Origin of the sequence: Exiguobacterium sp. R-39, assembly GCF_049942815.1 — a bacterium.
GTDB lineage: Bacteria > Bacillota > Bacilli > Exiguobacteriales > Exiguobacteriaceae > Exiguobacterium_A.
Genome location: NZ_CP187965.1, coordinates 1,122,055 through 1,134,406 on the forward strand (window position 1 = coordinate 1,122,055; position 12,352 = coordinate 1,134,406).

Below are 12,352 nucleotides of genomic sequence, written 5' to 3' on the forward strand. Positions count from 1 at the left end.
TATTTTTTTAGGGAGGGATTGCAATGACTAAGCGTATTTCTATTTATGAACAGCTTAAAGAGATGTTAAAGCATAAAAAAGAAGAAGTTGTAACTCCGAGTGAAATGAAAGAAGCCTTGTTTCACAAATATGGAACAAATAAAGATAGTGTGATACTTTCTGACTATTGTTACAATCGTTCAAACCGTGGAATTTCTTTTAATAAGCATTTATTTGTATATCTAAATTATGGAATGTATAAATATATTGGCGAAAATGCTGATTATAACGGATTAATTTATGCGCGAACACGAAATTCTCCTGATGATCAAGTAGTAGGGATATGGACAGACGGAAAAAAACAACTATCTATAAATAAGTTATTAGAAAATCAGGAATTTCTTAAAGGTAATTACATAATCCAACTATTTGAAGAGTATATGGACATTTTGAAATTTGAAATGAACGTTCTTGGTTGTAAAGCCACAGAGTTGCGTCATTTAATAGGTCGATTGGGAGAGTTTTTTTGTGCTATACATACGAAAGGGAAATTAGCTCATGTGACCAACCAACACGGTTTTGATGTAATTAGTAATGGAAGACGGATTAGTGTAAAAACAACGGCTCAAAAATCTGGTTTCATCTCATTGAATATAAGAACTTTAGATCAATTTGATGATATCTTCATAGTCCAGTTCCTAAATAATGAATTTCACTTATTATTTTATGCATCAAAAGATCAACTACCTAAGGGACGGATTTACAAACAGCGGTTAGAAGTTGATTTATCTTCTTTAAAACAAGAGCAACTCCTATGACTGAATAAAGCTTTAGATTTTAAGTATAGGAAAGTACAAATCATCTTAAAAAGGGGTATGTATATATGATGTAAAACAGCAAGACTGCACTCTTAATCTACTTTGTAAGGAGGCGTTTTAAATGAAAAAGGCGTATGAAGGAAAAGGGATCACCGTTTATTTTGATGCCGAAGTCTGTATCCATTCCGGTCATTGTGTGAAGAGTTTACCGGCCGTCTTTGATGTTAAAAAGCGTCCATGGATTGAAACGGACGGGGCCCCGGCCGAAGATGTCATGCGGGTCATCGATGGCTGTCCGAGCGGCGCCTTATCGTATGAACGGAGGGAAGCATGATGGAATTTAAACGAGCGAATCAAAAGATTGAAGCCTATCAAGAGGGGCAAGTTGTCGGGGAAATCACGTACAGTGACACAAAAGGCGGCAAGTGGATCATTGATCATACGTATGTCGACCCGAATCATCGGAACCAACAAATCGGCGAACAACTGGTCAAAGCCATTGTCGAGTGGGCACGCGAAGAAAACGTCAAGCTGTTGCCGCTCTGTCCGTTCGCGAAACGGGAGTTCGAGCAGACGCCGGACTATGCAGATGTATCGGCTTAATCGAAAGCGTGTAATTATCAAAAGACGAGGAGAGCGGATCATCGGATCCGTTCTCCTCGTCTTTTTGATTTATTGTGAACAAGTTTTACAGAAACAAACGAAGCAACGCCATCGACAGGACACCGGTGATGACAGTGTAGGAAAGGCTTTTGCTGCTGACGGCGACGAGGACGGTCGGAACGGATGCTACGAGGTGGAGAAGGGAGAGTGTCGGATAGTCTCCGTTTCGTGCCACTAGTAAGTTTTGAAAGAATAAAGCACTTAACAAACAAACCGGGATAAACGACAACCAATCGGTCAGCAGACGGGGTAACGTCAGACCATGCATCAACAAAAACGGCAGTATCCGCGGAATCAACGTGACGAGACCGCAGGCAGCAAAAAGGACGAATAGTTCTAAGCGGATTTCCATCGTGAGATTACAACTCCTATACTGGCAGCTATCATCGTCGCGAATAAAACGGCGAGTTCCGGTGACAGATAGCGCATTGATATGTACAACAACAGGAAAACAAGGACGAGCAACAGACCATTTAGAGCGATGCGGGACCGCTCGCTTTCAAACTGCAGGTACAATAACCCGATGAACATCGCGGTTAAAGCAAAATCCAGTCCGAATCGTTCCGGATCCGGGAACCAACTGCCGACGAGTGCTCCGAGGACTGTCGAGGCAATCCAGCTCAAATAAGCGGTTATGTTCAATCCATGCATGAATGGTGCATCAAGCGGCCGTTTTAAGGAAGTATTCATGGCTACGGCAAACGACTCATCTGTCAAGAGAGCGCCGATTCCAAACCGATCGAAGAAATGCCGGCTTTTAACACGCGGTGCGAGCGTCATACTCATCAGAAGATGCCGGGAATTGACGATGAACGTCGTCAAGATGATGGCAGAAAACGGACTGTTTAGTAACAGTAGACTCGTAATGATGAATTGAGCAGCGCCGGCATAAATCAAGATGGACATCAATCCGATTTCAAGCGGACTGAGTCCGGCGGCGCGTCCGACGATGCCGGCAGAAAATCCGATGCCGAGATAACCGAGGACGGTCGGCAGACAGGCTTTGATACCTGCTTGAAACGAAGCGTTCATAGAAGGTGACTCCTCTCGCGATGATGTGTTATCAGCATAGCATCATCAAAACGGATTGGAAATGAACTGGTCAATATTTTCATATGTTTCCTTGACATAAGTCGTCTCGATTTGTGGTAAAGAGTAAGTGGTACGGCAAAATTCGTTAGACGAAGGAGCGTTCAAGATGGATAAATTAATGCAAGATGCGAACCGGTTTGTCTCAGATATGGTGGAAGGTCTCGTTTTAGCACATCCTGATCTTTATGCAAAAGTCGACGGAGTCAATGTCATTAAACGAAAAGAACCGTTGAACGGGAAAGTGGCCCTTGTATCCGGTGGGGGAAGCGGCCATGAGCCGGCGCATGCCGGATTTATCGGGGACGGTATGCTCGCAGCTGCTGTCTGTGGTGAAGTCTTTACTTCTCCGACACCTGACATGGTGCTTGAAGGAATCAAGGCGGCAGACGGTGGGAAAGGGGTGCTGCTCGTCGTCAAAAACTATTCTGGAGATGTCATGAACTTCGACATGGCGAAAGAATTGGCCGAACTCGAAGACATCGAAGTCGAGACGGTCATCGTCCGGGATGATATCGCCATCAAAAAAGAAGAAGACCGCCGCGGAGTCGCTGGCACGATTTTTGTCCACAAGATTGCCGGAGCTGCGGCAGCAGAGGGCAAATCACTTGCTGAAGTCAAAGCAGTCGCTGAGAAAGTCATTGCCGGCGTCCGGTCAATCGGAATGGCGTTGTCCCCATGTTATATGCCGGAGAGCGGTAAACCCGGTTTTGATTTGCACGAGGATGAAATGGAAATCGGAATTGGGATTCACGGTGAAAAGGGTCTGGAGCGGAAACCGATTGCCTCCGTCGAAGCCATCGTGACGGAATTACTCGATCGATTGACAGCGGAAGTAACCGATAAAAAAGTAGCGGTCATGGTCAACGGAATGGGCGGAACGCCTGAATCGGAATTGTACATCACCTATAAATATGTCGCGGAACAATTGCAGGCTAAAGGATACGAGATTGTTCGTCCGTTCGTCGGCAACTATATGACATCACTCGAAATGCACGGTTTCTCAATTACGCTGCTTCCGGTTGACGATGAACTGGTCGGCTACTTGGATGCAAAAACGAACGCAATCGGATTCTAATTAAAAGAGGGTGAGATAGATGAAGTTATCGACTGAAGAATTCCGCAAAGCATTGCTTAAAGCGGCTGCCGATCTCGAACACCATAAAGATGAATTGACGGATCTTGACCGGGAAATCGGTGACGGCGACCACGGCATCAATATGTCGCGCGGTTTCCAGGCTGTACAAAAAGAACTTGAGGCGCAAGAAGAGTATGAAGATCTAGGTGTCTTATCAAAACAAGTCGGAATGACCTTGATTAAAACCGTTGGAGGTGCATCCGGTCCGCTCTACGGTACGGCATTCGTTAAATTTGCCGGAGCGTTTAAAGGGAAAAGAGAAGTTGAAGGGGCGGAACTGGCAGCGGCGTTTAAAGAAGCGACGGATGGGATTAAAATGCGCGGGAAATCAGAGTTTGGACAAAAAACGATGGTCGATATTTGGACACCGTTTTACGAAGCACTGGAACAAGAGAGTGATTTGAACGCAGCACTCGATCAAGCATTGGCAGATACAAAAGAGCGTGTGGCGACAAAAGGACGGGCTTCTTATTTTGGGGATGCAACGGTCGGTGTCCAGGATCCCGGTGCGTTATCAAGTTCGCTGTTATTACGTTCGATTGTGGAGGTCTTGTCATGATTAATTTGATTTTAGTCTCCCATAGTGAAAAGCTTGCGACCGGACTAAAGGAACTATTGGCTGAAATGGCTCCGGATACACCCGTGTTACTCGCAGCTGGGCTTGCGGACGGCAGTATCGGGACCGATGCGTCCCGAATTGAAGAGACGATGAATGAGTTGAACGATGACGGCTTAATTTTGACCGACATCGGATCGGCGACGATGAACGCGGAACTGGCCTTAGAATTATACAGTGGGGACCGGAACGTTCAGTTCGTCGAAGCACCGCTGGTAGAGGGCGCTTTTTTGGCAGCGGTCTTAAGTGGTCAATCAAAAACGCTGGATGATATCGTAACAGGCGTCAAAGCAGAATTTTCGTAAAACAGGTAATCCGAATAACAGGTTCGTTTCCGAAGAGGAAGCGAACCTGTTTTTTTAGGGAAAACAAAAAAACTGGTATTCCGCGAGGGAATACCAGTAAAGAAATCAGGCGTTGACTTCTTTTTTGTTCGGTTTAAACGCCATTGTCGCTTCGACCGCTTTTTGCCATCCGGCATAACGCTGTTCGCGATCGTCTTCTTTCATTTCTGGTTTGAACTGACGGTTGAGTTTCCATTGTTTTTTGATTTCAGCTTTGTCTTTCCAGTAACCGACTGCGAGACCAGCAAGATATGCAGCACCGAGAGCTGTTGTCTCATTGATTTCCGGACGGTCAACCGGTACACCTAAGATATCCGACTGGAACTGCATCAAGAAGTCATTCGAAACCGCACCACCATCAACACGCAACGTTTTTAGTTCGATGCCTGAATCTTTTTCCATTGCCGTCAAGACATCACGTGTCTGATAAGCAAGGGATTCGAGAGTCGCGCGGACGAAATGTTCTTTCTCCGTTCCGCGTGTTAAGCCGAAGATCGCGCCACGAACGTCACTATCCCAGTACGGGGCACCGAGTCCGACGAAGGCAGGAACGACGTAAACGCCTTCTGTCGAATCGACTTTTAACGCATAACCTTCTGAATCCTTCGCGTTTTTCAACATCCGTAAGCCGTCACGCAACCACTGAATCGCGGATCCGGCAACGAAGATTGATCCTTCGAGTGCATATTCGACTTTTCCGTCGACACCCCAGGCGATTGTCGTCAGTAGACCGTGGTCAGACGAAACGGCTTTTTCACCAGTGTTCATGAGCATGAAGCAACCTGTACCATACGTGTTCTTTCCTTCACCCGGTTCGAAACATGTTTGACCGAAGAGAGCAGCTTGCTGGTCACCGGCAATTCCGGCAATCGGAATTTCGAAGCCGAAGAAGTGATACGGAACGGTATTGTCATACACTTCACTTGATTGACGGACTTCCGGTAACATTGATTTTGGAACTGTCAGGATTTCAAGCAACTCATCATCCCATTTTTGTTCGTAAATGTTGTACATCAATGTCCGGGAAGCGTTTGTATAGTCTGTGATATGCGTTTTTCCACCAGACAGCTTCCAAACGAGCCATGTGTCGATTGTTCCGAATAGAAGTTCTCCGTTTTCTGCCTGTTCCCGTGCCCCTTCGACGTTATCCAAAATCCACTTCACTTTTGTCCCTGAGAAGTAGGCGTCAATCAGAAGACCTGTTTTATCACGGAATGTTTGGTTCAGACCCTGTGCATTCAGCTCATCACAGATACCGGATGTTTGACGGGATTGCCAGACAAGCGCGTGATAGACAGGTTTACCTGTTTCTTTGTTCCAGACGACCGTCGTCTCACGTTGGTTCGTAATTCCGATACTTGCGATTTGGCTCGGTTTGATATCAGCCGTTCCGAGAGCATCCGCCATGACAGCGAGGATTGATCCCCAAATTTCATTGGCATCATGCTCGACCCAGCCCGGTTGCGGGAAGTATTGTTTGAATTCACGTTGCGCAGAGTTCACGATTTGACCATCGTGGTCAAAAATAATGGCGCGTGAGCTTGTTGTTCCTTGGTCGAGTGCTAAGATGTACTTGTTTTCCATGCTGAAATCCCCCTTGAGATGTAGGTGTCAAACAAAATCAGTTTTGCAGCAGTTGATACAGCAAGACGGCTACTCCACCACCGATGATCGGACCAACGATTGGAATCCACGAGTAACCCCAGTCAGATGAACCTTTTCCTTTAATCGGTAAGATAGCGTGTGCAATCCGCGGACCAAGGTCACGGGCCGGGTTGATGGCATATCCTGTTGTACCACCGAGCGAGAGACCGATGACGACGACAAGAAGACCGACGATGAATGGTTTCAGTCCGTCACCAAATGTTGTCAGACCAAATGACAGGATTCCGAATACCAAGACAAACGTCCCGATGATTTCTGAAATCAGGTTTGACGGTGTATGGCGAATCGCCGGACCTGTTGCGAACACACCCAGTTTTGCTGCTTGATCATCAGTCGCTTCAAAGTGTTTCATATAATGAAGCCAAACGAGTACTGCACCGATGAATGCTCCGATTAATTGACCGGCGATATAGACAGGTACGTCTGCCCACGGTAAATCGGAATTCATGGCAAGCGCCAATGTCAATGCAGGATTGAGATGTGCACCACTCGAGGCAGCAATGTATGCTCCCGTCATGACGGCGAGACCCCAAGCGAATGTAATGACAATCCAGCCGCCGTTCTCAGATTTCGTCTTTCTCAAGACAACCCCTGCAACGACTCCGTCGCCGAGCAAAATCAGAATCATTGTTCCAATCAGCTCACTTGTAAAGTTACTCATGCAAAAACCCTCCCTTTGGATTAAAGCAAATAATGGCCTTTCCATTTAAACCTACATCTAATTGAGAACGTTTTCAATACAATTAATTCAAATCTTTGAATTAAAATTTCCTTAATTTATGTTTAAAAAAATGAATAATGGATACTAAAAAAATCCTTCGTTCATTTTTACAATGAACGAAGGATTTTCAACGACGCTTTTTCCGCTTCTTTTTTGTTCGAAAGAAGCTGCTGGAGTGATCAAGGACAATATGTATCGTACTGGCAACCATGACGCCGATGATGAAAGCAGGCATGGACGCGAACCAGGAATCGACCGTACTCGATTCAATGATTTTCAGGTACAGCGCCAAAAATAAAAGCGGAATCAGAAAAGCGGCGCTGTACATCAGGCGAATGAGATCGCCGATGATCAAACCGTGCGACCAGATGGAGCGGTGGGGCATGATTTTGACATAAGGCATCCAAAAGACCCGTAAAGGACCGTGCCGGTAGTAAGGTTCGGACTTCAAGTCGAGGTCTGGTGAAAGCCAAAGGGTGCCGACGGCGATGCCGACAGCGGTTGGAAGCCAATCCGTCTGCTGGGTTGCGACCGAATACGCAACATAGCCGGTTAAAGCAACGGTATTGACTGTATCGTGTACATTTCCAGAAGGCATAAAAAAAGACCAGCTGTGCTGGTCCCTCGCTTAGTGGATCGTCCGATATACGCCGATGACCTTGCCAAGAATCGAGACGTTATCGAAATACATCGGGTCCATCGAATCATTTTCTGGTTGGAGACGTACTTGTTGATCTTCTAAGAAGAACCGTTTGACGGTCGCTTCGCTATCTTCGGTCATAGCAACGACGATTTCACCATTCTCTGCTGTGTTTTGCTGACGAACGATGACCCGGTCACCGTCTAGAATACCTGCGTTGATCATCGACTCACCATCAATCGTCAACATAAAGACATTTTCGTTCCCGACGTAATGGGCAGGAAGCGGGAAATGTTCTTCAATGTTTTCGATGGCCGTGATTGGAAAACCGGCCGTTACTTTCCCGATGACGGGAATATGAACGATGGCTTCGTGATTTTCATCAGTTTTATCAAGCAATATCTCAATCGCACGTGGCTTAGTTGGGTCACGGCGAATCAGTCCGCGTTTTTCTAGACGATCCAAATGACCGTGTACCGTTGAGCTTGAAGCAAGACCAACAGCCTCACCGATTTCACGAACTGAAGGGGGATACCCTTTCAGTTTTACTTGAGCAACGATGTAGTCAAGGATTTCTTGTTGTCGTTTCGACATTTTCCGCATATGAATTGCCACCTCTTTCCGGATTGGTTTTTTGAAGGTTATAGGAATACATGTTTCTAAAATCACTATAACATAGAACAAATGAGCGTACAAACAATTGTTCGACATTTTGTGTTGACCGAACACCGGTTCTTGGTTTAAGATGAGTTATGCGAACAATTGTTCCGAGAACATCTATTCTAAAAACATTTTTAACTGGAGGGATTTATCATGATGCATACGATTCGTACCCATGCCTTTTCCATTGTTTTTTATACGCTCAGCCTGGCTTTCATTCTTTTCCTTTTAACACCTCGACCGGACGAGAAGGTCGAGCAACTCTTGACGGCTTCTGTCACAGTCGATCAAAACGCGACCGTCGAACAGGTCGCCGAAGTCTATAATGACGGATCGATGACAGATCAGGAATATGTCGAGTGGTTGATCGAGAATAATGAACTGAAGACGACTCATGTCATTTCGAAAAACAAAATCGTTGTACCAATCGCGCAACAATGACAAACTGTAAAGGTTGTCAAAGAACGAACAGGGGTGTGAAGTACAGTGAAAGTAGTAATCTACTGTCGCGTCTCGACGGAAAAAGAAGCACAGGACAGCTCGCTTGAGCGGCAAAGATCGGAACTGTCGGGACTCGCTGCAACAAAAGGATTTGAAGTCGTGGAGATCATCACGGAAAAGGAAAGTGGTTATGACGTTGATCGGGAAGGGATGTTATCCGTTCTCGATTACGTCACACGTCAAGCCGTGGATGCCGTTCTCGTGACGGATGATACGCGGATCGGACGCGGGAATGCCAAAATCGCCATTTTACATACGTTCCAAAAACATCAGGTTCAACTGATGACGATGGAATCGGATGGCGAGTATAAACTGGCAGACGCCGAAGCGATGGTTCTTGAAATTGTATCGCTCGTCGAAGAGTATCAACGGAAACTGCATAATGCGAAAATTGCCCGCGGGATGCGACGGGCTGTCGAAAATGGATTTCGTCCCGAGCAGAACCTCAACCGTCAAGGTGAAAATGCCGGTCGGAGCCGAAAGGAAGTCCCGATTGAAGAAATCGTCCGGTTACGTGAGTTAGGACTGACATTCGCCGACATCGCGGTGACATTAAGAGGGATGGGACACGACATTTCGAAAGCGACCGTCAACCGGCGTTATCTGGAATATAAAGAAGTAGTCAGTACGTACGAATAAGGAAGTAAGTTTGATGCCTCAGCGGCGCATCAAACTTGCTTTTTTTTTTCGTGTCTTTTACAGTAAGGTTACTATTGAAAGCTCAACTTTGAGTCAACAGAAAGAGGGATATCATGTTATCACAAGAACAACTGGACCGGATTAACGAATTAGCCAATAAATCAAAAGTCGAACCGCTGACTGATGCAGAAACAGCGGAACAAAAAGAATTACGGACTGCCTATCTGGAAGCATTCCGTGGTTCGTTCAAAAATCAGATGATGGGCATCAAAATCGTCGATGAAGAAGGAACCGACGTAACACCTGAAAAACTGAAGCAAGCACAGGAAGAAGAACGGAACAAACAATAATGACAAAAGCTATGTCACTCATTGGGATGAGTGGCGTAGCTTTTTTTGGTGAAACGTTCGTAATATGTATCACGAAAGTGCCAAGAAAACGGCAATAGAGAGCGCATTCATTTCAATGTGACATACTATTTAGAAAAGTTGTATCACATTTGTGGGTATGCTAAAATGAGGAGGAATTTGTGAAAAAGAGAGAGGATGATTGTTTTGACGAACATGACAACAGTAGAATTATTAGCAGTAAATACGATTCGTACCTTATCAATTGATGCAGTACAAAAAGCGAACTCGGGTCACCCGGGAATGCCGATGGGTGCAGCACCGATGGCATTTACATTATGGGCGGATCATATGAACCATAACCCTAAAAATCCAGAATGGTTCAACCGTGACCGTTTTGTACTTTCAGCAGGACACGGTTCAATGCTTCTCTACTCACTCCTCCATTTATCAGGTTATGATCTCGCGATGGATGACTTGAAGTCATTCCGTCAATGGAACTCAAAAACACCGGGTCACCCGGAATACCGTCACACAGCAGGTGTCGATGCGACGACTGGTCCACTCGGACAAGGCATTGCGATGGCTGTCGGTATGGCGATGGCAGAACGTCACTTGGAAGCAAAATACAACCGTGACGAGTTAAACGTCGTCGATCACTTCACATACGGGATTTGCGGAGACGGTGACTTAATGGAAGGTGTTTCGGCAGAAGCGGCATCACTTGCAGGACATTTAGGTCTTGGCAAATTGGTTGTTCTGTATGATTCAAACGATATCTCGCTCGATGGCGATCTCGATAAATCATTCTCAGAAAACGTTCAACAACGTTTTGAAGCATACAACTGGCAAGTCATCCGTGTCGAAGACGGAACGGATCTTGATTCGATTTCAAAAGCAATCGAAGCAGCAAAAGCTGAAACAACAAAACCGACATTGATTGAAGTGAAAACAGTCATCGGATTTGGTTCACCAAACAAATCAGGTAAATCGGCTTCACACGGTGCACCACTCGGAGATGCGGAAATCAAGTTGACGAAAGCAAGCTACGTTTGGGATCACGAAGAATTCTACGTCCCGGAAGAAGTCAAAGACTTGTTCGAAGAACGCATTGTCAAACGTGGTGCTGATACAGAAGCAGCATGGACTGAGAAAATGGAACAATACAAAGCGGCGCATCCAGAATTGCATGCTGAACTTGTTCAAGCCATCAACAACGAATTGCCAAGCAACTGGGAAGCAGACCTGCCAACATATGATCTGACATCGAAAAAAGCGACACGTCAGACAAGTGGTGAAGTCTTGAACGCTCTTGCGAAAAACATCCCGTCAATCTTCGGTGGTTCAGCTGACTTAGCAGGATCAAACAACACGATGCTCAAAGGCGAAGCTGACTTCGACATCGATCCAAGCGGCCGTAACATCTGGTTTGGTGTGCGTGAGTTTGCGATGGCAGCAGCTGTCAACGGTATGGCGTTACACGGTGGTGTCATTCCTTACGGTGCGACATTCTTCGTATTCTCGGATTACCTCCGTCCTGCAGTTCGTTTAGCAGCGTTGATGGGTATCCAGTCGATTTTCGTCCTGACACATGACTCGATTGCTGTTGGTGAAGATGGTCCAACACACGAGCCGGTTGAACACTTGATGAGTTTCCGTGCGATGCCGAACTTGACAGTTTACCGTCCGGCAGATGGGAAAGAAACGATTGCCGCATGGAAAACAGCCGTTCAATCAACAAACAAACCGACACTTCTCGTCATGACACGTCAAGGATTACCTGAACTTGAAGGTACGACGGTTGAAGGCGCTGAAAAAGGCGGATACGTCATTGCGGGTGACATCAACAAAGCGGATACAATCTTAATGGGAACAGGTTCTGAAGTGCATCTGTTAGTCGAAGCACAAAAAGAACTTGGCGAAACGGCAGCAGTCGTTTCACTTCCATCATGGGAATTGTTTGAAGCGCAATCAGCAGAATACAAAGAATCAGTTTTACCAAAACGCATCACGAAGCGTCTTGCGATTGAAGCCGGTGCTTCACTCGGTTGGTATAAATATGTAGGAACAGAAGGACAAGTCATCGGAATCGATCGCTTTGGTGCTTCGGCTCCTGGAGATCTTCTGTTAAAAGAGTACGGCATGTCTGTCGAAAATGTCTTGAACACAGTTAAGCAACTCGGTTAATGAAGAAAGGTGCGCAAACGCGCGCACCTTTTTTTTGCATTATCTATGCAAAGGCTTTAAATTATAGTATAGTAAAAAGCGACGTTTGAAGTTAGAGGAGGAAGCAACTTGGCTACATGGATTTGGATTTTAATTGCCCTTCTTTGCTTGGTAGCTGGTGTCGCCCTTGGTTTTTATATCGCTCGTCGATACATGATGAACTATTTGGAGCAAAACCCACCAATCAACGAAGATATGATTAAGACATTGATGATGCAAATGGGTCAAAAGCCATCACAAAAGAAAGTCAACCAAGTGATGCGTTCAATGAGTGGTTCAATGAAATCACCGAAAAAATAACGACTT

17 protein-coding genes are annotated in these 12,352 nt (G+C 45.7%); 11 read left to right on the forward strand and 6 right to left on the reverse strand.

The genetic code is table 11. The features are described 5' to 3' along the window. Positions 1 to 35: 35 nt before the first annotated feature. From ACP26N_RS05720 to ACP26N_RS05730, 3 genes are all read left to right on the forward strand, one after another. Positions 36 to 797 carry a DUF7225 domain-containing protein gene (locus ACP26N_RS05720; protein ID WP_426355394.1) on the forward strand — a complete coding sequence of 254 codons (762 nt, stop codon included), beginning with the start codon at positions 36 to 38 and terminating at the stop codon, positions 795 to 797. Positions 798 to 918: 121 nt separating this feature from the next. Continuing rightward, positions 919 to 1,131: a (4Fe-4S)-binding protein gene (locus ACP26N_RS05725; protein WP_131973105.1), complete on the forward strand. Its 213-nt coding sequence runs from the start codon at positions 919 to 921 to the stop codon at positions 1,129 to 1,131. Beyond that, positions 1,131 to 1,400, forward strand: a complete 270-nt coding sequence (locus tag ACP26N_RS05730; protein WP_131973104.1) for a GNAT family N-acetyltransferase — start codon at positions 1,131 to 1,133, stop codon at positions 1,398 to 1,400. The genes ACP26N_RS05725 and ACP26N_RS05730 overlap by 1 nt, the downstream gene beginning before the upstream one ends. Before the next feature lie 85 nt (positions 1,401 to 1,485). Here ACP26N_RS05730 and ACP26N_RS05735 read toward each other — a convergent pair whose 3' ends face one another. Beyond that, complete coding sequence (locus ACP26N_RS05735; RefSeq protein WP_426354998.1) at positions 1,486 to 1,812, reverse strand: AzlD domain-containing protein; 327 nt, start codon at positions 1,810 to 1,812, stop codon at positions 1,486 to 1,488. Beyond that, on the reverse strand, positions 1,797 to 2,492 hold the full coding sequence (locus tag ACP26N_RS05740) for an AzlC family ABC transporter permease (RefSeq protein ID WP_131502977.1): 696 nt from the start codon (positions 2,490 to 2,492) through the stop codon (positions 1,797 to 1,799). Before ACP26N_RS05740 ends, ACP26N_RS05735 begins: the two co-directional genes overlap by 16 nt. Positions 2,493 to 2,658: 166 nt before the next feature. Here ACP26N_RS05740 and dhaK point away from each other — a divergent pair, with 166 nt between their 5' ends. Genes dhaK through dhaM form a run of 3 tightly spaced genes read left to right on the forward strand, consistent with a single transcriptional unit; the run spans position 2,659 to position 4,608 of the window. Beyond that, a complete protein-coding gene (gene dhaK / locus ACP26N_RS05745) occupies positions 2,659 to 3,627 on the forward strand; it encodes a dihydroxyacetone kinase subunit DhaK (protein WP_131502976.1) in 969 nt (322 codons plus the stop codon). A gap of 19 nt (positions 3,628 to 3,646) precedes the next feature. Continuing rightward, positions 3,647 to 4,246: a dihydroxyacetone kinase subunit DhaL gene (dhaL, locus tag ACP26N_RS05750; protein ID WP_131502975.1), complete on the forward strand. Its 600-nt coding sequence runs from the start codon at positions 3,647 to 3,649 to the stop codon at positions 4,244 to 4,246. Continuing rightward, complete coding sequence (dhaM, locus tag ACP26N_RS05755; protein ID WP_131502974.1) at positions 4,243 to 4,608, forward strand: dihydroxyacetone kinase phosphoryl donor subunit DhaM; 366 nt, start codon at positions 4,243 to 4,245, stop codon at positions 4,606 to 4,608. Before dhaL ends, dhaM begins: the two co-directional genes overlap by 4 nt. A 105-nt stretch (positions 4,609 to 4,713) precedes the next feature. Here dhaM and glpK read toward each other — a convergent pair whose 3' ends face one another. From glpK to lexA, 4 genes are all read right to left on the reverse strand, one after another. Then, positions 4,714 to 6,231: a glycerol kinase GlpK gene (gene glpK / locus ACP26N_RS05760; RefSeq protein ID WP_131502973.1), complete on the reverse strand. Its 1,518-nt coding sequence runs from the start codon at positions 6,229 to 6,231 to the stop codon at positions 4,714 to 4,716. Positions 6,232 to 6,268: 37 nt separating this feature from the next. Continuing rightward, positions 6,269 to 6,973 (reverse strand): MIP/aquaporin family protein, encoded by a 705-nt coding sequence (locus tag ACP26N_RS05765; protein WP_131502972.1) that lies wholly within the window; start codon positions 6,971 to 6,973, stop codon positions 6,269 to 6,271. A 187-nt stretch (positions 6,974 to 7,160) separates the two neighbouring features. Next, positions 7,161 to 7,631 (reverse strand): metal-binding protein, encoded by a 471-nt coding sequence (locus tag ACP26N_RS05770; protein ID WP_426355000.1) that lies wholly within the window; start codon positions 7,629 to 7,631, stop codon positions 7,161 to 7,163. A 30-nt stretch (positions 7,632 to 7,661) separates the two neighbouring features. After that, complete coding sequence (gene lexA / locus ACP26N_RS05775) at positions 7,662 to 8,276, reverse strand: transcriptional repressor LexA (protein WP_426355002.1); 615 nt, start codon at positions 8,274 to 8,276, stop codon at positions 7,662 to 7,664. A gap of 210 nt (positions 8,277 to 8,486) precedes the next feature. On the opposite strand from lexA, the gene yneA reads away from it, so the two are divergent. From yneA to ACP26N_RS05800, 5 genes are all read left to right on the forward strand, one after another. Continuing rightward, positions 8,487 to 8,774, forward strand: coding sequence for a cell division suppressor protein YneA (gene yneA / locus ACP26N_RS05780; protein ID WP_026833384.1), 288 nt, complete (start codon positions 8,487 to 8,489; stop codon positions 8,772 to 8,774). A 45-nt stretch (positions 8,775 to 8,819) separates the two neighbouring features. Then, positions 8,820 to 9,473: a YneB family resolvase-like protein gene (locus ACP26N_RS05785; protein ID WP_026828734.1), complete on the forward strand. Its 654-nt coding sequence runs from the start codon at positions 8,820 to 8,822 to the stop codon at positions 9,471 to 9,473. A 113-nt stretch (positions 9,474 to 9,586) separates the two neighbouring features. After that, complete coding sequence (locus tag ACP26N_RS05790) at positions 9,587 to 9,823, forward strand: DUF896 domain-containing protein (protein WP_012369999.1); 237 nt, start codon at positions 9,587 to 9,589, stop codon at positions 9,821 to 9,823. 195 nt (positions 9,824 to 10,018) lie between these two features. Continuing rightward, positions 10,019 to 12,007 carry a transketolase gene (gene tkt / locus ACP26N_RS05795; RefSeq protein WP_131502971.1) on the forward strand — a complete coding sequence of 663 codons (1,989 nt, stop codon included), beginning with the start codon at positions 10,019 to 10,021 and terminating at the stop codon, positions 12,005 to 12,007. A 108-nt stretch (positions 12,008 to 12,115) separates the two neighbouring features. Further along, complete coding sequence (locus tag ACP26N_RS05800; protein WP_012370001.1) at positions 12,116 to 12,346, forward strand: YneF family protein; 231 nt, start codon at positions 12,116 to 12,118, stop codon at positions 12,344 to 12,346. The last annotated feature ends 6 nt before the right edge of the window (positions 12,347 to 12,352 follow it).

What these genes read in the sequence shown, in the direction of transcription:
- ACP26N_RS05725 (WP_131973105.1), top strand. Translation starts at nt 919, where the DNA reads ATGAAAAAGGCGTATGAAGGAAAAGGGATCACCGTTTATTTTGATGCC.
- ACP26N_RS05730 (WP_131973104.1), top strand. Translation starts at nt 1,131, where the DNA reads ATGGAATTTAAACGAGCGAATCAAAAGATTGAAGCCTATCAAGAGGGG.
- ACP26N_RS05735 (WP_426354998.1), bottom strand. Translation starts at nt 1,812, where the DNA reads ATGGAAATCCGCTTAGAACTATTCGTCCTTTTTGCTGCCTGCGGTCTC.
- ACP26N_RS05740 (WP_131502977.1), bottom strand. Translation starts at nt 2,492, where the DNA reads ATGAACGCTTCGTTTCAAGCAGGTATCAAAGCCTGTCTGCCGACCGTC.
- dhaK (WP_131502976.1), top strand. Translation starts at nt 2,659, where the DNA reads ATGGATAAATTAATGCAAGATGCGAACCGGTTTGTCTCAGATATGGTG.
- dhaL (WP_131502975.1), top strand. Translation starts at nt 3,647, where the DNA reads ATGAAGTTATCGACTGAAGAATTCCGCAAAGCATTGCTTAAAGCGGCT.
- dhaM (WP_131502974.1), top strand. Translation starts at nt 4,243, where the DNA reads ATGATTAATTTGATTTTAGTCTCCCATAGTGAAAAGCTTGCGACCGGA.
- glpK (WP_131502973.1), bottom strand. Translation starts at nt 6,231, where the DNA reads ATGGAAAACAAGTACATCTTAGCACTCGACCAAGGAACAACAAGCTCA.
- ACP26N_RS05765 (WP_131502972.1), bottom strand. Translation starts at nt 6,973, where the DNA reads ATGAGTAACTTTACAAGTGAGCTGATTGGAACAATGATTCTGATTTTG.
- ACP26N_RS05770 (WP_426355000.1), bottom strand. Translation starts at nt 7,631, where the DNA reads ATGCCTTCTGGAAATGTACACGATACAGTCAATACCGTTGCTTTAACC.
- lexA (WP_426355002.1), bottom strand. Translation starts at nt 8,276, where the DNA reads ATGCGGAAAATGTCGAAACGACAACAAGAAATCCTTGACTACATCGTT.
- yneA (WP_026833384.1), top strand. Translation starts at nt 8,487, where the DNA reads ATGATGCATACGATTCGTACCCATGCCTTTTCCATTGTTTTTTATACG.
- ACP26N_RS05790 (WP_012369999.1), top strand. Translation starts at nt 9,587, where the DNA reads ATGTTATCACAAGAACAACTGGACCGGATTAACGAATTAGCCAATAAA.
- tkt (WP_131502971.1), top strand. Translation starts at nt 10,019, where the DNA reads ATGATTGTTTTGACGAACATGACAACAGTAGAATTATTAGCAGTAAAT.